Origin of the sequence: Halomonas ventosae (assembly GCF_004363555.1) — a bacterium.
In the GTDB taxonomy this organism is placed as follows: domain Bacteria; phylum Pseudomonadota; class Gammaproteobacteria; order Pseudomonadales; family Halomonadaceae; genus Halomonas; species Halomonas ventosae.
Genome location: NZ_SNZJ01000009.1, coordinates 24,867 through 44,247 on the forward strand (window position 1 = coordinate 24,867; position 19,381 = coordinate 44,247).

The 19,381-nt window shown below is 63.5% G+C and carries 18 protein-coding genes; 10 read left to right on the forward strand and 8 right to left on the reverse strand.

Translation table 11 applies throughout. From position 1 onward, the window contains the following. Positions 1-51 precede the first annotated feature (51 nt). On the forward strand, positions 52-726 hold the full coding sequence (locus tag DFP85_RS09290) for a GntR family transcriptional regulator (protein ID WP_133636006.1): 675 nt from the start codon (positions 52-54) through the stop codon (positions 724-726). 25 nt (positions 727-751) lie between these two features. On the opposite strand, the gene DFP85_RS09295 is transcribed toward DFP85_RS09290, so the two are convergent. From DFP85_RS09295 to DFP85_RS09305, 3 genes are all read right to left on the reverse strand, one after another. After that, positions 752-982 (reverse strand): hypothetical protein, encoded by a 231-nt coding sequence (locus tag DFP85_RS09295; protein ID WP_133636007.1) that lies wholly within the window; start codon positions 980-982, stop codon positions 752-754. A gap of 80 nt (positions 983-1,062) precedes the next feature. Beyond that, the gene (locus DFP85_RS09300; RefSeq protein ID WP_133636008.1) at positions 1,063-2,409 is read right to left on the reverse strand and encodes a short-chain fatty acid transporter; all 1,347 of its coding nucleotides are present in this window, start codon (positions 2,407-2,409) and stop codon (positions 1,063-1,065) included. Between the two features lie 82 nt (positions 2,410-2,491). Next, a complete protein-coding gene (locus tag DFP85_RS09305) occupies positions 2,492-4,006 on the reverse strand; it encodes an amidase (RefSeq protein WP_133636009.1) in 1,515 nt (504 codons plus the stop codon). 105 nt (positions 4,007-4,111) lie between these two features. On the opposite strand from DFP85_RS09305, the gene DFP85_RS09310 reads away from it, so the two are divergent. Beyond that, positions 4,112-4,591, forward strand: coding sequence for a GntR family transcriptional regulator (locus DFP85_RS09310; RefSeq protein WP_133636010.1), 480 nt, complete (start codon positions 4,112-4,114; stop codon positions 4,589-4,591). Between the two features lie 9 nt (positions 4,592-4,600). Here the strand turns inward: DFP85_RS09310 and DFP85_RS09315 are convergent, their stop codons facing one another. Further along, positions 4,601-5,107 (reverse strand): methylated-DNA--[protein]-cysteine S-methyltransferase, encoded by a 507-nt coding sequence (locus tag DFP85_RS09315; protein WP_133636011.1) that lies wholly within the window; start codon positions 5,105-5,107, stop codon positions 4,601-4,603. Positions 5,108-5,198: 91 nt separating this feature from the next. After that, the gene (locus tag DFP85_RS09320; protein ID WP_133636012.1) at positions 5,199-6,083 is read right to left on the reverse strand and encodes a DMT family transporter; all 885 of its coding nucleotides are present in this window, start codon (positions 6,081-6,083) and stop codon (positions 5,199-5,201) included. A 121-nt stretch (positions 6,084-6,204) separates the two neighbouring features. On the opposite strand from DFP85_RS09320, the gene DFP85_RS09325 reads away from it, so the two are divergent. The 6 genes from DFP85_RS09325 to DFP85_RS09350 all read left to right on the forward strand — a co-directional run bounded on the left by DFP85_RS09325 (position 6,205) and on the right by DFP85_RS09350 (position 12,000). Next, on the forward strand, positions 6,205-7,077 hold the full coding sequence (locus tag DFP85_RS09325) for a LysR substrate-binding domain-containing protein (protein WP_133636013.1): 873 nt from the start codon (positions 6,205-6,207) through the stop codon (positions 7,075-7,077). A gap of 105 nt (positions 7,078-7,182) precedes the next feature. Next, complete coding sequence (locus DFP85_RS09330) at positions 7,183-8,667, forward strand: protein adenylyltransferase SelO (protein WP_133636014.1); 1,485 nt, start codon at positions 7,183-7,185, stop codon at positions 8,665-8,667. Positions 8,668-8,980: 313 nt separating this feature from the next. Then, the gene (locus DFP85_RS09335) at positions 8,981-9,838 is read left to right on the forward strand and encodes an ABC transporter substrate-binding protein (protein WP_133636015.1); all 858 of its coding nucleotides are present in this window, start codon (positions 8,981-8,983) and stop codon (positions 9,836-9,838) included. 61 nt (positions 9,839-9,899) lie between these two features. Continuing rightward, positions 9,900-10,568, forward strand: coding sequence for an amino acid ABC transporter permease (locus tag DFP85_RS09340; RefSeq protein ID WP_133636016.1), 669 nt, complete (start codon positions 9,900-9,902; stop codon positions 10,566-10,568). Between the two features lie 19 nt (positions 10,569-10,587). After that, a complete protein-coding gene (locus DFP85_RS09345) occupies positions 10,588-11,328 on the forward strand; it encodes an amino acid ABC transporter ATP-binding protein (RefSeq protein WP_133636017.1) in 741 nt (246 codons plus the stop codon). 3 nt (positions 11,329-11,331) lie between these two features. Continuing rightward, a complete protein-coding gene (locus DFP85_RS09350; RefSeq protein ID WP_106230754.1) occupies positions 11,332-12,000 on the forward strand; it encodes an amino acid ABC transporter permease in 669 nt (222 codons plus the stop codon). Between the two features lie 133 nt (positions 12,001-12,133). Here the strand turns inward: DFP85_RS09350 and katG are convergent, their stop codons facing one another. From katG to DFP85_RS09365, 3 genes are all read right to left on the reverse strand, one after another. After that, the gene (katG, locus tag DFP85_RS09355) at positions 12,134-14,314 is read right to left on the reverse strand and encodes a catalase/peroxidase HPI (RefSeq protein ID WP_133636018.1); all 2,181 of its coding nucleotides are present in this window, start codon (positions 14,312-14,314) and stop codon (positions 12,134-12,136) included. 325 nt (positions 14,315-14,639) lie between these two features. Beyond that, positions 14,640-15,038 carry a cupin domain-containing protein gene (locus tag DFP85_RS09360; protein ID WP_133636019.1) on the reverse strand — a complete coding sequence of 133 codons (399 nt, stop codon included), beginning with the start codon at positions 15,036-15,038 and terminating at the stop codon, positions 14,640-14,642. 213 nt (positions 15,039-15,251) lie between these two features. Continuing rightward, entirely contained in the window at positions 15,252-16,202 is a 951-nt protein-coding gene (locus DFP85_RS09365) for a LysR family transcriptional regulator (RefSeq protein WP_133636020.1), read from the reverse strand. 223 nt (positions 16,203-16,425) lie between these two features. On the opposite strand from DFP85_RS09365, the gene DFP85_RS09370 reads away from it, so the two are divergent. Beyond that, entirely contained in the window at positions 16,426-17,925 is a 1,500-nt protein-coding gene (locus tag DFP85_RS09370; RefSeq protein ID WP_133636021.1) for a CoA-acylating methylmalonate-semialdehyde dehydrogenase, read from the forward strand. A gap of 211 nt (positions 17,926-18,136) precedes the next feature. Then, the gene (locus DFP85_RS09375) at positions 18,137-19,375 is read left to right on the forward strand and encodes an ABC transporter substrate-binding protein (protein WP_133636022.1); all 1,239 of its coding nucleotides are present in this window, start codon (positions 18,137-18,139) and stop codon (positions 19,373-19,375) included. Positions 19,376-19,381: the final 6 nt, after the last annotated feature.

Consider the following 19,381-nt stretch of genomic DNA (forward strand, 5'->3'; position numbering starts at 1 on the left):
GGCCTTAGACGAAGGTAGAGAGCCGAAGGAAGAAGCGGAGGAAATCGCGCCATGAAACGTTCGAACGCACAGCGCCTGAGGGACGCCCTGGAGGATGACATCATCAACGGCCGCCGGGCCCCGGGTGAGCGTCTGGACCCGGATGCGCTGTGTCGCGAGTTTGGGGTATCGCGCACGCCGGTGCGCGAGGCGGTGCAGCAACTGGTGGCCAGCGGCCTGGTGACGGTATCGCCCAAGAAGGGCACCTTCGTGGCCCGGGTGGGCATTGACGAGCTGATCGAGATGTTCGAGGTGATGGCCGAGCTCGAGGGGATGTGCGGTCGTCTGGCGGCGCGCCGCATCGGCGCGGAGGAGCTCACGGCGCTTCGAGAGGCGCACAATCGCTGCGAGGCGGCCGCCGAGGCAGGGGATGCCGACGACTATTACTACGAGAACGAGGCCTTCCACGACTGCATCTACCGCGCCAGCCACAACGGCTTCCTGGCCGGCGAGGCGCGCCAGCTCAAGCAGCGCCTCAAGCCCTACCGGCGCCTGCAGCTGCAGGTGCGGCAGCGCATCGGCTCCTCGCTGGAGGAGCATAGCGAGATCGTGGCAGCGATCGAGGCGGGGGACGCGGCCCGCGCCGAGCAGGCGATGCGCGACCACGTGCTGATTCAGGGGGAGCGCTTCAGCGACTTCGTCTCCAGTGTGCGCCGCTTCGGGGTCAACCAACCGGCCAGCGCCTGAGGCGTCGACGCCTCCCGGAGACGACTCAGTCCAGTAGCATCGGCACCTCGCCCGCCTCGAATGCGAGCAGCCAGCGCTTCCGGCCGATGCCGCCGTAGCCGGCCATGCGCCGGTCGCTCTCCAGCAGGGGGTGACCGGCCGCGACCAGGTCGTCTTGACCGGGCGACTCCCCCGCCCCTGCCGCGACGCCGCAGTAGGACGTCGGCTGGGTGGTGGTGATGCTGTTGAACAACTCCGGCAGGAAGGTCATGTTCATATGAGTGTGCTCAATTTTTAGTCTATTCGTCGATATCCCCCGGCTAAGCCGGGGGATAAAATCTTTTCTTGGAAGGAAGTTTAAGGGAAGAAAGTCAGCCCGATTACGTAAAACGGGACTGCAATCAAAAGCAGAGTCATGCAGTAGCCCATAATGTGGCGAGCCTTGACCCCTGTTATGCCAAGCAAGGCGAGAGCCCAGAAAGGCTGGAACATGTTCGTCCAGGTGTCGCCTGCACCGAAGGCTGTGATGATTCTTCCAACGGAGACCCCCAGTTCTTGAGCAACTTCCGCAAGAATGGGGCCCTGCACAGCCCACTGGCCACCCCCGGAGGGAACAAAAATGTTTAGCAAGCCTGCAGAAAACCAGGTGATCACAGGAAGAGTTTCAGGCGTTGCAATGCTTAGCATTGCGTCTACAAAAATAACCGCAAGCCCTGACAGGGTCACCATCCCCATGATCCCACCGTAGAATGGGAACTGAAGTATTATTCCGCTTGCTCCTTTTGAAGCGTCTGTCACGGCGTTCATGTACCTGACTGGTGTCTTGTGTAAAGCCAAGCCAAGGAAAAGGAAGATGAAGTTGACAATGTTCAGGTTGAGATCAAATCCGTTCCGAGAAAAGTGCAAGAATGCATAGCAGACAGCCAGTGTCAAAAGAATCACTGTGAACCATACAGAATCCATGCGGGCCCCGATGCTGTTAGAAGTATCTATATTTGCATTGGGGTCTTCTTCCTTGAGAAATTGCGGCGCGTAGTCTTCAATTCCAGACAATTCATTTTCTTTGCGTGGTGACATCAGGAAGAAAGTGACAGGGACAACCACTGCAATCAGCATTAAACTGTTGAGAAGCGCATAGCTTGAAAATGCTGTCTCGGTGATAGGTATGATGCCTATGGCGTCTTCAAGAAAGTGACCGCTTGTTGCAACAGTCAAGCCTGATGAGGAAGAAGGCCCCAAGTGCCAGACCATTTGCCCAGAATAGCCGGCTGCTACAATTAATGGGTAGTGAAGTTTTACACCTTGTCTATATGCTGCCTTGCCTATCTCTAATGCAAAAATAGCCCCGACGATCAAGCCAAGCGCCCAGTTGAACCATGAAAAGATACAGGCCACCAGAGCAGTCAGTGCAGCTGCTTGTGCGCTGCTACTTGGCTGAGAGGCCAGCCGCTGTATCCACTTTTTTACAGCAGGAGCGGTTGCCAATGCGTGCCCGGTAACCAATATCATTACCATCTGCATGGTAAAGGATAGTAGGTTCCAGAACCCCCCGTACCAATGGTCAACCATTGTTATAATGCTGTTATCTGTAAGAAAAAGCCCAAGGATAAATGTTACAATTGTCAATAAAAAAGCAAAAATTATTGGCTCAGGCATAAATCGCTCTGAGAATGTGGAGAATATGTCGCCTAGTTGTTTTATCATAGTGGGGGTCTCTTTTTGGTTGATTTCGTTATTCCCTTCCGATGGAAGGTTTCATGAGCTTGCGTGTTCAACCAAGCTTCTTTCATCTTTTATTATTTTCTATAATTTGGGGTTTCCTTTTTTTCCAGTCGGGAGCAGCCTCCTCGTAAGCTTTAGCCAGTTTAAGAAGCGATAACTCACTCCGGTGAGGAGCGATGACTTGAATGCCCATCGGAAGTCCTTTAGAGCTGAAGCCTGCCGGCATATTCAAAATTGGGCATCCGGAGAGAGAGCCGGGCACAACTACTTGCATCCAACGGTGGTATGTGTCCATCTCCCTCCCAGATATTTCGCTAGGCCATGGCGTTGTTGCAGGGAATGGGAAGCATTGCGCGCTTGGTAATACTAAAAAATCATAGTCTTTAAATTGTTGATGGAGAGTGGAATACCAATGGCTTCTTGCTACGCTGGCTTTGTGTATCTCATGCGCAGATAGAGATAGGCCCTCTCGTATTTCCCATTGAGCTTCCGGCTTCAGTAATTTACGCTTTGATGTGTCATTGTATAAATCTGCAAGATTCCCTGATATTGCCCATTGGCGAAGTTTTGTCCAGCTCTCCCAGATGCGGCTCATCGCCATGGGAGGGGGCGCATTTTCTACTTCGCAACCTATGTGCTCGAAAATTCTCAGGGCATCTTCACAAAGGTCTATTACCCCTTCTTCCATCGGAAGTTCGCCATCCCAGTCTTTTAACCAGCCTATTCGCGTGCCCTTTTGGTTGCTTCCTAATGTTTCTAATAACCTGGAAGGGTCATCCGTTAGTGTAAGTGGGCTTCTTGGTTCATGCCCTGCCTGGGTTGCAAGCAATCTTTGTAAGTCATCAACATTTCGAGCCATCGGCCCTTCTGTGCCTAACTGGTGGCAAAAGATTTCCGGTGCTGGACCTGATGGTATGCGTCCAAATGTGGGTCGTAACCCATATATATTATGGTAAGCGGCTGGGTTTCGCAGTGAACCCATCATATCGCTGCCATCTGCAACTGGTAGCATGTTTAATGCTAATGCAGCAGCTGCACCTCCACTTGATCCGCCTGCAGTCAGTCTGGTGTCGTAGGCGTTGCGGGTTATTCCAAATACGCTGTTGAATGTCTGAGACCCCAAGCCAAATTCCGGTGTGTTTGTTTTTCCTATTAATATTGCGCCACTGTTTCTTATTCTGCTCACCATGAAGCTATCCGCAGAAGGGATTTGGTCCTTGAATAATGGCGAGCCCAGAGTGGTCTTGATGTCGTATGTTGATGATAAATCTTTGATAGCTAGTGGTATGCCGTGTAACCATCCCCGGGAATTTCCCTTGGATATCTCAATGTCACATTGGTGAGCCTCTTTAAAAAGCTCTTGCGGCTGCTTCAGAGATACGATTGCATTTACTACAGGGTTTAGAGATTCGATATGCTTGAGATATGCTTCCATGACTTCAGCACAGCTGACTTCTCTCGAGTGGATCTTGTTTGAGAGTTCTATTGCACCATATGTCACAATTTCTGGCGCCCTATAGTCAGCTGGCCAGTCAATAGCATCGTGTTGTGGTATGTCAGATCTGTAATTTTGGCTCATCGCATCTATACTTCATAATTATTTGTTGTATACAACAGATACATATAGCGCATATATCAACGTTGTGCAAGTAGGCTTTCTGAGGAGCACGCTAAGGTGATTCGTATGGACATAAAGAAACGCTCGAACGCACAGCGCCTGAGAGACGCCCTGGAGGACGGCATCATCAACGGCCGCCGGCCCCGGGTGAACGCCTGGATCCGGAGGCGTGGTGTCGCGAGTTCGGGGTGTCGCGAGTTCGGGGTGTCGCGCACGCCGGTGCGCGAGGCGGTGCAGCAGCTGGTGGCCAGCGGCCTGGTGACGGTATCGCCCAAGAAGGGCACCTGCGTCGCGCAGGTGGGCATCGACGAGCTGATCGAGATGTTCGAGGTGATGGCGAATTTCGAGGGGATGTGTGGCCGTCTGGCGGCGCGGCGCATCTGCTCCTCCCTGGACGAGCACCGCGAGATCCTCGCGGCCATCGAGCACGGCGATGCCGAGCGGGCGGAACGCCTGCTGCGCGAGCATGTGGTGATCCAGGGCGAGCGCTTCAGCGACTTCGTCTCCAGCGGGCGCCGTTTCGGGGCCCAGCTCGACGCCGTCTGAGGGTCCCCTTCAGAGCAGCCCCATCGGGACCTCTCCCGCCTCGTGGGCGAGCAACCACTGCTTGCGCCCGATGCCGCCGGCATAGCCGGTCAGGCGCCCGTCGCTGCCGATCACCCGGTGGCAGGGCACCACGATGGCGATGGGATTCTTGCCATTGGCGGCGCCCACCGCGCGCTGGCCCCCCTTGCAGCGCAGCTGCTCGGCGATCTCGGCGTAGTTGCGCGTCTCGCCGAAGGGGATGGTGGCGAGTGCCGCCCAGACCCGCTGCTGGAAGTCGGTGCCGGTCGGCGAGAGCGGCAGGTCGAAGTCATGGCGGGCCCCGGCGAAGTAGTCGGCCAGCTGCTCCCGGGCGCGTTCGGTCAACGCATTCGGCCGGGCGGGGACGTCCGCCCTCTCGACGAACTCGATCCCGGTGATGCCGGTGGCGCTGGCGTGGATGCGCACCAGGCCCAGGGCGTCGCTGCCGGGCGGATGGTAGTGGTCCAGGTAGTGATCGGTAGAGACATCGCGGCTCATGGTCTGGCCTCCAGGGTGGCGAGCAAGGCCCTGTCTCGGACAGGGCTTGCGGATCGGCTCTCCCTTGAGTGTATCGCAACCTGCGGCGCTGTCAGCGGGAAGCGGTCATGCTGCCGGCGAGCACCAGCACCGCCGCCACCGGCAGCCGCCAGTCCGGCGCGGTGACTCCGGCCAGCACCAGGAACAGCGTGGCGAGTACCGGCACGGCGTGGGCCAGGTTGCCGACCCGCTGGGCCTGCGGGTCGCGCATGGCGCGGTCCCAGGCGAGCATGGCGATGCCATAGGGGCCCAGTCCCAGGGCCGCGGTGGCCAGCAGCGCCGGGGGCGAGGGCAGTTCGCTGACCCCCTCCAGCACCAGGCTGGCGACGCCGGTCACCACGCTGGCGGTGAGCAGCAGGTGCGACATGCGCTCGCCGAGGCGCCAGCCCGGGACCTGGCAGGCCAGGGAGTAGAGCGCCCAGCACAGCGCCGCCACCATCGCCAGGCCGTAGCCGCCCCAGGCACCGGAGAACCCGCCCGCCAGCACTTGGGGCACGACCAGCAGCGCGGCGCCCGAGAACGCCAGCAGGGCCCCGCCGAGGGTGTCCAGCGGCAGGCGTCCCAGCATCCGCCAGCGGCTCGCCAGCAGGAAGAGCACCGGCCAGGTGTAGGTGATCAGCGCGGCCTCGGCAGGGGGCGCCAGGGAGAAGCTGGCGAAGCAGGCACCCACGGCGCCGGCCATCAACAGCGGCACCCCGGCATGGACCATCAGGCCATGGCCCCTGGCGAGCCTCGCGACGCGCTGATTCCCGCCACGCGCCATGGGCAGGGTGCCCAGCGCCCCGGCCAGCAACGCCAGTGCCGCGAGGCGCAGCGGCGGCAGCTCTCCCGCCCGGGCGACCAGCAGCGGCACCAATGCCCAGAGCACCACCGCCAGCGCCGCGGCGCTGCCGCCAAGCCAGGGGGAGCGAGTGAGCCGTGAGGCATGGAGCTGCATGGTCGTGGCCTCCGATATCGTGCGGACAGGAGCGGTGGATGGTGCCGCCATGCTATCCATGCCATATTCATCACGATAACGATCTTTGTTGATCCAATTCATCAAGACTGGTGATGTATCCATGCGTGCCCCGACCCTCGACCTCGGCCTGCTGCGCACCCTGGTGGCCGTCGCCGACACCGGCAGCGTCACCGCGGCCGCGCGGCGCCTGGCCTATACCCAATCCACCGTCAGCATGCAGCTGCAGCGCCTCGAGAGCGCGCTGGGGGTCGCCCTGCACGAGCGGGAAGGTCGCCGCCTGCGCTTCACCGCCGAAGGGGACCGTCTGCTGGGCCACGCCCGCCGCCTGCTGGCGCTCAATGACGAGGCGCTGGCCGACATGCGGGCGCGGCGCGTCACCGGCGAGCTGAACCTGGGGATTCCCGAGGACTACGCCAGCCTGCTCACCTCGGTGTTCTCCTGGTTCCATCAGCTCTACCCCGAGGTGCGCCTCCAGGTGACCTGCGGCACCAGCGCTCACCTGATGGAGCGGGTGCGCGCCGACGAGCTGGACCTGGCGCTGGTCACGCGCCAGCGCCACTCGCCGGGCGGCGAGATGATCCGCCGCGAGCCGCTGGCCTGGGCGGTGGGCCTGCAGCACCAGCCCGCGCTCTCCGACCCGCTGCCCCTGGGGCTCTACTCCCCCGGGGCCGACCTCTTCCGGGAGGTGGCGGAGCAGGCGCTGGCCGCCGCCGGTCGCGACTGGCGGGTGGCCTACATGAGCCAGTCCATGGTCGGCCTGGGGCCGGTGGTGCAGGCGGGGCTGGCCATCGTGGTGGTGACCCGCAGCATGCTGACGCCGCAGCTGCGTGCCCTGGACGAGTCGAGCGGCCTGCCGCCGCTGCCCGCCGTGGAACTGGCCCTGCACCGGGCCGCACGGCGGCCCACCGAGCCGGCCCGGCGCCTGGCCGAGCTGATCCGCGAGCAGCTCTCGCCGGTGGCAAACGCGGATTGAGCGCTCCGGCCGGCTATGGGCACGACAGGTCGAAAGCCACAATCCCGAGCGTTATACTCGGGTATTGAATCCCAGGCCCTGCCTCGGCCGTCGACCGGAGTCGCCATGTTTCCCGAGTTCACCCTTCGCTACGCCCGCCTGCCCGAGCACTTCTTCCTGCGTTTCGACCCCGTGCCCGTGAAGGCCCCGCGGCTGGTGGCCTTCAACCGGCCGCTGGCCGAGGCGCTGGGCTTCGACCTGGATGCCTTCGACGCGGACCAGGTCGCCGAGTGGTTCTCCGGCAACGCCGTGCCGCCAGGCGCCGAGCCCGTTGCCCAGGCCTATGCCGGCCACCAGTTCGGCCACTTCAACCCGCGCCTCGGCGATGGTCGCGCGGTGCTGCTTGGCGAGGTGACCGACCGCGAGGGTCGGCTGCGCGACATCCAGCTCAAGGGGGCCGGCATGACCCCCTTCTCCCGGGGCGCCGATGGCCGCGCGCCCCTGGGTCCGGTGCTGCGCGAGTACCTCGTCAGCGAGGCAATGCATGTGCTGGGCGTGCCCACCACCCGGGCCCTGGCTGCGGTGACCACCGGCGAGCGCGTGTTCCGGCGCGTGCCGGAACCCGGTGCCGTGCTGACCCGCGTCGCCACCAGCCACCTTCGCGTGGGCACCTTCCAGTACTTTGCCGCCCGGGAAGACGTGGAGGCGGTGCGCACCCTGGCCGAGATGGCCATCGAGCGCCACTATCCACATCTTCTGGGGCCTGAACTCGTCGAGGTGGACGAGGGCGAGCGTTACCTGTCCCTGGTGGAGGCGGTGGCCGCGCGCCAGGCGAGGCTGGTGGCCAGGTGGATGGGACTGGGCTTCATCCACGGGGTGATGAACACCGACAACTGCAGCATCGCCGGCGAGACCATCGACTACGGCCCCTGCGCCTTCATGGAGGCCTATGACCCGGCCACGGTGTTCAGCTCCATCGACGAGGGCGGCCGCTATGCCTATCGCAACCAGCCGTGGATCGCCCAGTGGAACCTGGCGCGTTTTGCCGAGACGCTGCTGCCGCTGATCGATGACGACCAGGAGCGCGCGGTGGCGCGCGCCACCGAGCTGATCAAGCGCTATGAGCCGCGCTACGAGGCCGAGTGGCTGGCGGTGATGCGCGAGAAGCTGGGGCTGGCGACGGAAGAGGAGGGCGACCGCACCCTGGTGGATGCCTTCCTCGAGGCCATGCAGGCCGGTCGTGCCGACTTCACCCTGGCGTTCCGCCGCCTGGGCGAGGCGGTGGAGGAGGACGCCCCCGCGCTGCTCGAGCAGTTCGATAACGACGAGGATCTGCGCGCCTGGCTGCCACGCTGGCGCGAGCGGCTGGCCCGGGAGGATGCCGGCCCCGAGGCGATCGCCGAGCGGATGCGAGCGGTCAACCCACTCTACATCCCCCGTAACCACCGGGTGGAGGAGGCCCTGGCCGCCGCCGCCGAGGACGACTTCGCGCCCTTCGAGACCCTGCGCGAGGTGCTGGCCGACCCCTTCACCGAACAGCCCGGCCGCGAGGCGTACGCCCAGCCGGCGCCGCCCACGGAGGCCGTCTTCCGCACCTTCTGCGGAACCTGAACGCCGCCATTCGGCAGGCAGAAAAGAAAACGCCCGGGTGCAGCACCCGGGCGTCTCTGTATAGGTCGGATGCCTTTCCGTGTCTTGCATACCATTGTTCTCCGCAGAGCCGGTGTTGGAGCCAGTGGCATGGAGAGGCTACATGCTGCAGACCGTCGGCCCCTCTTCCCGGTAGTGCCCTGGACGTGGCGCGAGCAGGTGTCGTGTCGCAGTGTCGCGGAGATGCGCCCCTGTGGCGATTTGACAGTCGTGAAACGGCGCACTCATATTGACGTGGCGGAATAATAAAACTCACCAACAACGCGAGAATGTCATGAAAGGAATAAAAGCATCGCTTCTGCCTGCCGCCCTGATGGGAACCATGGTCATCGGCAGCGGACTGGCCACGACCGCCTCTGCACAGGATCCCTACACGGTTGGTGTGGAGGCCTCCTTCCCGCCCTGGGCCTATGTCGAGGGGGGAGAATTCAAGGGCATTGCCATCGACGCCATGGAGGCGATTGCCGAGGAGGTCGGCATCGAGATCGAGTTCCAGGACATGCCTTTCCCGTCCCTGATTCCGGCACTGGCGGCGGAGAAGATCGATATCCTCGCTACCGGCCTCACCGTCACCGAAGAGCGTAGCGAAAACATCGACTTCACCATTCCCTGGTGGGAAACCAACGACGTGGTACTGGTGCCCGAAGACTCCGACCTGAACGTCTTTACCGCCGTATGCTGCGGGGCCCGAGTCGGTGTGCAGGGCGGCTCTTCCCAGCAGGCCTGGATGGAAGAGAACGTGGTGAATTCCAGCGATATCGACGTCGAGCTGGCCAAGTATGATAACTATGTCACCGCCGTGGATGACATGGCGATCGGTCGTATCTCCTCGGTCATCGTTGATGACACTTCTGCTCAGGAGTACATCAATTCCGGCAAGCCGGTGAAGATGGCGGGCAAGATCTATATCCGCGCACCGCTGGCGCTGGCGGTCTCCAAGGACGACCCCCAGGAGATCCTCGGTGATCTGAACCAGGGGATCCTGGCCATCTATGAGTCCGGCGAGTGGGGCGAGATCGTCGACGAGTACATCCCCGGTGTCACCGTTCCTGCCATTCCGGGGCACATGCCCGATTTCGTCGATACCTACCAGAAACCGGTGGCCGGTCTTCCCGAGCTGGGTAACGAATAAGTCGCCGTGACATGGGCGCCCTCCCACCAGGAAGGGCGCCCGTCAGGTCAGGGAAGTCGGCATGGATATCTACGACGTACTGCTACGAGATTTCCCCTTCCTGTTGAAGGGGCTGGGGGTGGCCATCGTGCTGTTGGCCGCCCTGTTGACGATCGGTTTCGTGCTGGGCATGGCTATCTGCCTGGTGCAGCTCTATGGCCCAAGGACCCGGCTGGTACAGTGGCCACTGACCCTCTATGAACGTGTGTTCAGGGGTGTGCCGATCATCATCATGCTGTTCATCTTCTTCTATGGCATCTCGGGTGTTATCGACATCTCGGCCTTCGGCGCCGCCATACTGGCCATGGGGCTACGCTCGGCGGCCTATCAGTCGCAGATATTCCGCAGTGCCTTCCAGTCGGTGCCTGCCGGGCAGATGATGGCGGCCCGTGCCATGGGCATGTCCAAGATCAAGGCGATTCGCCACATTGTCTTTCCCCAGGCGGCGCGGCATGCCATCGGCCCCTGGACCAACGAATTCTCCTCGGAGATCAAGGAGACCTCCCTGGCCTATGTCATCGGGGTGGTCGAGCTGACCCGGCAGGCGCATTACATCATTACCAGTACCCAGGGCAACGTGTTGACGGTATTTGCCGTGGTGGCGCTGCTGTATTTCATCCTCAACCGGACAGGCAACAGCCTGCTGTATGCCCTTGAACGCAAGCTGGCCGTGCCGGGCTTCGAAAAATGATGCGAGAGGAACGCCGATAATGGCCGACGATCTGATTCTGGACGTGCAGGATGTGAAGAAGGCTTACGACGGCCTCGAGGTGCTCAAGGGCATCGGCTTCAGTCTGAAAAAGGGTGAGACCAAGGTGCTGATCGGCCCCTCCGGCTCCGGCAAGAGCACCCTGCTGCGCTGTATCAATCATCTCACGGTGCCGGATGCCGGGCGCATCTTCCTCAATGGCGATGAGGTGCTGGATTCCAACATTGACGCCATGCGAGCGCGGATGGGATTCGTCTTCCAGGACTTCAACCTCTTCTCTCACCTGACGGTGCTCGACAACGTGCGCATCTGCCAGATCAAGGTCAATGGTACTGACAAGGAAACCGCTACCCAGCGGGCGCATCGTGAACTGGAGCGGGTCGGCCTGGGTGACAAGGCCGCCGCCTATCCGGCCGAGCTCTCCGGTGGCCAGCAGCAGCGCGTCTCCATTGCCCGAGCCCTGGCGATGGACCCCGACGTGCTGCTGTTCGACGAGCCTACCTCGGCGCTGGACCCGGAGTTGACCGGCGAGGTGGTGAGGGTGATGCAGCAGTTGGCCATCGAGGGCATGACCATGGTGGTGGTCACCCACGAGATGAGTTTCGCACGGCAGGCCGCCGACGAGATCATCTTCATGGAGAACGGCGTCATCGTCGAGCAGGGGCCACCCGAGACCATGTTCAACGACTCCACTCACGAGCGGACCCGGGCCTTCCTCAATGTCATCACGGAGCACGGGTGAGCCATGCGGGAATTCATCGAGTTTGGCATCGAGTGGCTGCCTGAGCTTCTCAAGGGTGTACCGGTCACCCTGTCGCTGTGGGTGATCGCCATCACCCTGGGCTTTTTCCTGGGTCTGGTGCTGTGCTGGGCCAGGGTCTACGGCAACCGGCTCTTCTACTGGATCAGCACCGTCTACGTGGAGCTGTTTCGCGGCACGCCGATGCTGGTGCAGATGTTCTTCATCTACCTGGGGCTGCCCCACGTGGGGATTGTCTTCGACGCCTTCACCGCCGCGGTGATCGCGATCACCCTCAACAGTGCGGCGTACCAGGCCGAGTACTTCCGCGGCTCGGTGCTGTCGGTGCCCAAGGGACAGCTTGTGGCGGCCAGGGCATGCGGGATGAGCCAATGGCAGGCGATCCGCCATATCATGCTGCCCCAGGCGCTACGCCGGGTGATCCCCCAGTGGTCCAACGAGGCGATCATCGAGCTCAAGTTCACCTCCATCGCCTATACCATCGGCGTGGTGGAGATCACGTCCATTGCCTCGGATATCGGGTCGCGCACCCTGGACTTCTTCCTGGTCTTTCTCTGGGCAGGGCTGATCTACCTGGTGCTCACTTCCACTGTGGCGAGCCTGCTGGGGCTCCTGGAGCGACGCACCTTCGTGCCCGGGGTGACAACCCATTGATGACACTCCCGGACTAGCCGAGCGATCTAGCTGGCCGGGCGAGAGGTCACGCAGAGGGGCAAAAAGAAGACGCCCGGGTGCAGCACCCGGGCGTCTCTGTATAGGCCGGGCTGCCGCCCGGCCTGGACCAATATCAGGCCTGGGTCTTCTCCAGGTCGAAGCGGTCGGCGTTCATTACCTTGCTCCAGGCCTTGACGAAGTCCCTGACGAACTTCTCCTGGTTGTCGTCCTGGGCGTAGACCTCGGCGTAGGAGCGCAGGATGGAGTGGGAACCGAACACCAGGTCCACTCGGGTGGCAGTCCACTTCTTCTGGTCCGTCTTGCGGTCGCGAACCTCGTAGAGATTCTCGCCCACCGACTTCCAGCTGTAGGCCATGTCAGTCAGGTTGACGAAGAAGTCGTTGGTCAGCTGGCCCTCGCGGTCGGTGAACACGCCATGCCTGGTGTCGCCGTGGTTGGTGCCCAGGACGCGCATGCCGCCAATCAGCACGGTCATCTCCGGGGCGGTCAGCCCCAGCAGCTGGGCGCGGTCGAGCAGCATCTCTTCCGGCTTGACCACATACTCCTTCTTCTGCCAGTTGCGGAAGCCATCGGCCAGCGGCTCCAGCGGCTCGAACGACTCGGCGTCGGTCATCTCGTCGCTGGCATCGCCGCGACCTTTCAGGAATGGCACGTGTATCTCGTAACCCGCGGCTTTCGCGGCTTTCTCGATGCCCACGCTGCCGCCCAGCACGATGATATCGGCCAGGCTGGCGCCGCTGTCGGCGGCGATCTTCTCGTAGACCTTGAGCACCCTGGCCAGGCGGTCCGGCTCGTTGCCTTCCCAGTCCTTCTGCGGGGCAAGGCGGATGCGCGCACCGTTGGCGCCGCCGCGCATGTCGGAGCCGCGGAAGGTACGGGCGCTGTCCCAGGCGGTGCTGACCATCTCGCCGATGGAAAGGCCTGCTTCGGCGATCTTCTCTTTCACCACCTCTTCGATGTAGTTGGTGTTGCCCGCAGGAATCGGGTCCTGCCAGATCAGGTCCTCGTCCGGCACTTCCGGGCCGATGTAACGGGATTTCGGGCCCAGGTCGCGGTGAGTCAGCTTGAACCAGGCGCGAGCGAAGGCATCCTGGAAGCGCTCCGGATCCTGGCGGAACTCCTCGAGGATCTTGCGGTAGGTCGGGTCCACCTTCATGCCCATGTCGGCATCGGTCATGATCGGGTTGTGGCGAATGGACGGGTCGCTGGCATCGACCGGCTTGTCCTCCTCCTTGATGTCGACGGGCTCCCACTGGTTGGCGCCGGCGGGGCTCTTCTTCAGCTCCCACTCATGGTCCAGCAGCATGTCGAAGTAACCCATGTCGAACTTGGTCGGGTGGGTCGTCCAGGCACCCTCGATACCGGAAGTGATGGCGTTGGAGGCCCTGCCCTGCATGTTGGGGTTATCCCAGCCGAGGCCCTGGCCGACGATATCAGAGCCTTCCGGCTCCGCACCCAAGGCATCGGCATCGCCGTTGCCGTGGCACTTGCCGACGGTGTGACCACCGACCGTCAGGGCCGCGGTCTCCTCGTCGTTCATGGCCATGCGGGCGAAGGTTTCACGCACCTGGGCGGCGGTCTTCATGGGGTCGGGCTCGCCGTTCACGCCCTCGGGGTTCACGTAGATCAGCCCCATCTGCACGGCGGCCAGCGGGTTCTCCATGGTGTCGGGCTTGTTGACGTCTTCATAACGGCTGTCGGACGGTGCCAGCCACTCCTTCTCGGCGCCCCAGTAGGTGTCCTTTTCCGGGTGCCAGATGTCCTCGCGGCCGAAGGAGAAGCCGAAGGTCCTGAGCCCCATGGACTCATAGGCGACGTTGCCGGCCAGGATCATCAGATCCGCCCAGCTGATCTTGTTGCCGTACTTCTTCTTGATTGGCCACAGCAGACGGCGAGCCTTGTCGAGGCTGGCGTTGTCCGGCCAGGAGGCAATCGGGGCAAAACGCTGGTTGCCGGTACCCCCGCCACCGCGGCCATCGGCCAGCCTGTAGGTGCCGGCGGAGTGCCATGCCATCCGGATCATGAAGCCGCCGTAATGCCCCCAGTCGGCCGGCCACCACTCCTGGCTGTCGGTCATCAGGGCATGCAGATCCTGCTTGATGGCATCGAAGTCGAGCTTGCGAACCTCCTCCCGATATTCGAAGCCCTCATCCATGGGGTTGGTCTTGATATCGTGCTGGTGGAGGATGTCGAGATTGATTGATTCGGGCCACCAGCCGGTTACGCTCTGTCCGCTGGTGGAGTTCGCGCCGTGCATGACCGGGCACTTGCCTATGTTCTGCTGATCACCCATATCGCTCTCCAATCTGGCTGCGTTGTTGAACTGCTACCTGTGTATAGACGATGGCAGTCCTGCGAGACAATGAGGCCGGTCAACCATCGGCCTCCAGCAGGCCTGATGGACGGGTCTCCTTGTCCTGTGAGTTCAAGTTACGCCCCTGCAGTCCATTAGCTCAATGTGACATTGCCGACCATGCCGATAGCGAATCTTTATCGTGCCGTCCAGGCCGGCGCTGCCTCGCCTGACAAGGGCGCTCGGGCCGGGGCGCCGTAAGAAAGGGACCGATCGGGGTTTGCCCCGACCGGTCCCTTTGTCGCCACTTTTCCATGGCGTCAGCTCATTCGGGCTGGGATACCATGATGGGCTCGCCCTTGGGGCCCACCTGGAAGACGACGAAGCTGGCGCCATCGCTGCTCATGGTCCTGGCGACCATCGGGCGATCGGGGGGTTCCTGGAAGCCCTCGCCGGCGGCAATGCGCCTGGGCTCTTCTCCCTCGACATCGACCTCGATGGTCCCCTCGATCACGTAGACGAAGACGTGTCCCGGATGGATATGGCGGTCCGTCACCCAGTCCTCGCCTACATCGAAGCGCACGATGTTGGCTTCCATCTCCTCCTGGCCCTCGAGTGTCGATTTCAGGATCGAGGTCGTCTCGCCGGTGGCGAACAGGGGCATGAAAGCCAGGGCGGCGACCAGGGCAGAGGCGGCGCCCATGGCTGTCCGGTGTGGATGCATGATCTCCTCCTTCCACCTGGGGTGGTAGTCGGATACGGGGGTGCCGTCGCAGGGAGCCTCGGCCTGGCGTGCCTGACGACTGCCGACCAGGAGACCCCCACCGGCATCCCTCACTATAGTCCCGTCCGGGCGGGTTCGCCCTGCGTCAAGCCGCCGGTGGCTCGTGCCCGAAGTCCTCGTGCGTTCGCGCACCGGTACCCCGGTGGCATGTGCTCAGGAGGGGCTGACCTCGGGGATCACCATCGCCTTCGCCTCGCCCATCAGGAAGGCGCGGTTGGTCTCCAGCGCCTCGCGCAGGAAGTCCCACAGCAGGCGTACCCGGGCCAGGCGGCGCTGCTCCTGGCGAGCGGTGATCCAGAACTGGCGGTCGATCGCCACCTCGTCTTCCAGCACGTTCACCAGCGCTGGCGAGGCGCCGGCCATGAAGCAGGGCAGCACGGCGAGGCCCGCCCCGTGCAGACAGGCGGCGTGCTGGGTGGTGACGCTGGTGCTGCGCATGGCGAAGTGCGGGCCCGGGTAGCCCACTACCGCCGGGTCGAGCAGCGGCTCCAGATAGCTGAGCTGCTCGCTGAAAATCAGGTCGTCGACGTAGCCCACCAGGCGGTGCGCGCCCAGCTCGGCGAGCCGCTGTGGCCTGCCATGGCGGGCGAGGTAGCCCTCGCTGCCGTAGAGGCGCAGCCGGTAGTCGCAGAGCCGCGAGATCACCAGGCCCGGGCTCACCGGGCGCTCCACGGTGATGGCCAGGTCCGCCTCGTGGCGGCTCAGGTTGACCACGCGGGGCAGGGCGAGCAGGTCCAGGGTGACGCCCGGATGGCGTTCGCAGAAGGCCGAGAGCAGCGGGGCGATCACCCAGGTGCCGAAGCCCTCGGTAACGCCGAGGCGGATCTGGCCACTGATCTGGTGGTTCTTGTCGGTGAGGCTCTCGCCGGCCTCGAAGGCGTGGCGGGCCATCTCCTCGGCGTGGGCGAGCAGCTGCTGGCCGGCCTCGGTGAGGTGGTAGCCATGGGTGCTGCGCTCGAACAGCTGGGTGTTGAGCGCCTGCTCGAAGCGCCGGGTGCGCCGCGACAGGGTGGAGTGGTCCAGCCCCAGCCGGCGGGCGGCGTCGGTGAGCCGCTCGCTGCGCGCCACCTCGAGGAAGATCTGGATATCCTGCCAGTCGAGCATGAGCGTCTCCCGCGGCCGTGTGGTTGTGCATAGGTGCACAAGCAATGTGCCCGAGTGCCCGTTGTCACGCCATCCGACGTCTGTATAGACTCGATGTCACCACAGTTCGTGTATAGATACACATAAAGTCTAATATCCCCGCCGCCGCGGTGCCTGACGATGGCCGAACAACGACAAGCCAGGCTCGCGGCGGGGCAGGAACAGCCCAGAGGAGCATGCCACCATGTCCGTTCGCGAGATTCCCATGTACATCGAAGGCCAGCCCGTCCAGTCCCAGAGCCAGGAGTGGCGCGACGTGGTCAACCCGGCCACCCAGGAAGTGGTGGCGCGGGTGCCGTTCTGCACCGCCGAGGAGGTCGAGCAGGCCGTGGCCAGCGCCAAGGAGGCCTTCAAGACCTGGCGCAAGGTGCCGCTGGCCAAGCGCATGCGCATCATGCTCAAGCTGCAGGCGCTGATCCGTGACAACACCGACGAGCTGGCCGCGCTGATCACCGAGGAGCATGGCAAGACCCTGCCCGACGCCGCCGGTGAGGTGGGCCGCGGCCTGGAGGTGGTGGAGCACGCCTGTTCGATCACATCCCTGCAGCTGGGCGAGCTGGCCGAGAACGCCGCCAGCGAGGTGGACGTCTACACCCTCAACCAGCCGCTGGGCGTGGGCGCCGGCATCACTGCCTTCAACTTCCCGATCATGCTGCCCTGCTTCATGTTCCCGCTGGCCATCGCCACCGGCAACACCTTCGTGCTCAAGCCCTCCGAGCAGGACCCGAGTTCCACCATGCGCCTGGTCGAGCTGGCCCACGAGGCCGGGGTGCCGGCTGGCGTGCTCAACGTGGTGCATGGCGGCCCGGACGTGGCCAACCAGATTGCCGACCATACCGACATCAAGGCGCTCTCCTTCATCGGCTCCACCCATGTGGGCTCGCTGCTCTACAACCGCGCCGCGGCCGCCGGCAAGCGCATGCAGTCGATGATGGGCGCCAAGAACCACTGCGTGGTCATGCCCGACGCCAACCGCAGCCAGGCGATCAACAACCTGCTGGGCTCCGCCTACGGTGCCGCCGGTCAGCGCTGCATGGCCAACTCCGTGGTGGTGCTGGTGGGCGAGGCCCGCGAGTGGCTGGACGACATCGTCGAGGGCACCCGCAGCATGAAGGTCGGTCCCGGCACCCAGACTGACGCCGACCTCGGCCCGCTGGTCTCTCCCCAGGCCAAGGAGCGCGTGGAGCGGCTGATCGCCGCCGGCGAGAAGGAGGGCGCGAAGCTGCTGGTCGACGGCCGCGGCTGCCAGGTGGAGGGCTATCCGGACGGCAACTTCGTCGGCCCGACCCTGTTCGCCGACGTGACCCCCGAGATGACCATCTATCGCGAGGAGATCTTCGGCCCGGTGCTCTGCGTGGTGAGCGTCGACACCCTGGATGAGGCGATCGCCTTCATCAACGCCAACCCCAACGGCAACGGCACCTCCATCTTCACCAACTCCGGCTGGGTGGCGCGCCGCTTCGAGTCCGACATCGACGTCGGCCAGGTGGGCATCAACGTGCCGATCCCGGTGCCGGTCGCCTACTTCAGCTTCACCGGCTCCCGCGCCTCCAAGCTCGGTGACCTGGGCCCCAACGGCAAGCAGGCCATCGCCTTCTGGACCCAGACCAAGACCGTCACCGCGCGCTGGTTCGAGCCGGAGAACGTCTCCAGCGGCATCAACAGCACCATCTCGCTGAGCTGATCCCCGCCCGCTTAAGGGCTGTCGGCGGCCCCGTCTCGAGAGAGGCGGGGCCGCCGTCGTTGCGGGGCCTGCGTTGAGGGAAGGGCGGGCAGGCCGTTTGACAGGGGCATGACGTCATACCTATAGGATATGGACCGCCGCCCCTCGGGTGGCGAGCTCACCCGACCGTCAACCACAACGACAAGACAAGACAAGACAAGAGGTGGAGAGCATGTCGAACCAGACTCGCACCATTCCCCGGCCCCGGCGGCTGTGCACCGCCGTGTGCCTGGCCCTCGGGCTCGGCGTGGCGGGGAGCGCCACCGCCCAGGAGCCGGTCCGCATCGGCGCCATCTACATCATGTCCGGCTCCCCCTCGGTCTATGGCCAGTTCGCCCAGCAGGGCATGCAGCTCGCCGTGGACGAGATCAACGAGGCGGGGGGCATCCTCGACCGCCAGGTCGAGTTCGTGCTCGAGGACAGCCAGATCAAGGCCGATGCCGCCATCCAGGCCGCCCGCAAGCTGGTCTACTCCGAGCAGGTGCACGGCCTGATGGGCCTGGACAGCTCCGGCGTGGCCACGGGCGTCGTCCCGGTGGTGCCCGAGCTGAAGCGGCCCTTCATCATCACCCACGCCGCCACCCCGGACGTCACCGGCAAGCTCTGCAACCGCTACACCTACCGGCTGAGCGTCAACATCAGCCAGAACACCCGGGCGGCCGCCGAGATCGCCGCCGAGACCGGCGCCCGGCGCTGGACGACCATCGGGCCGGACTACGCCTTCGGCCACCAGTCCTGGGAGTTCTTCGGCGACTACCTCAAGGAGCTCGACCCCGAGGTGGAGCTGATGGAGCGCACGGCCTTCCCGCGCTTCGGCAACGAGGACTTCACCCCCTTCATCAACAACGTCATGGATGCCGAGCCCGAGGGCGTGCTGGTCTCGCTGTGGGGCGGCGACCTGGTCAACTTCATCCGCCAGGCCAACAACCTCGGCTTCTTCGAGCAGGACTTCGAGGTGCTGATGACCCTGGGCGGGGCCACCGAGGTGATGTCCGCCCTGGGCGAGGACATGCCCGAGGGGATCTGGGTCGGCACCCGCTACTGGTTCGCGGCCCACGAGAACGCCACCAACGACGCCTTCGTCAGCGCCTACATGGAGCGCTTCGGCAACCCGCCGAGCTACAACGCCCAGGGCGCCTATGCCGGCATCTATGCCTACAAGGCCGCCATCGAGGAGGCCGGCTCCACCGATCCCGAGGCGATCACCGATGCGCTCTCCGGCCTGACCTTCCAGGCCCCCAACGGCCCGCTCACCTTCCGCGAGGGGGACCACCAGGCCGTGGTCGGCCCGACCTGGGGACAGACCGCCGAGGTCAGCGACGAGTACGGCGTGCGCATGCTCGACCCGATGAAGACCTTCGACGGCGACCTCGTGACGCCCGACGTGTCGGAGACCGGCTGCTCGCTCTGACACCGC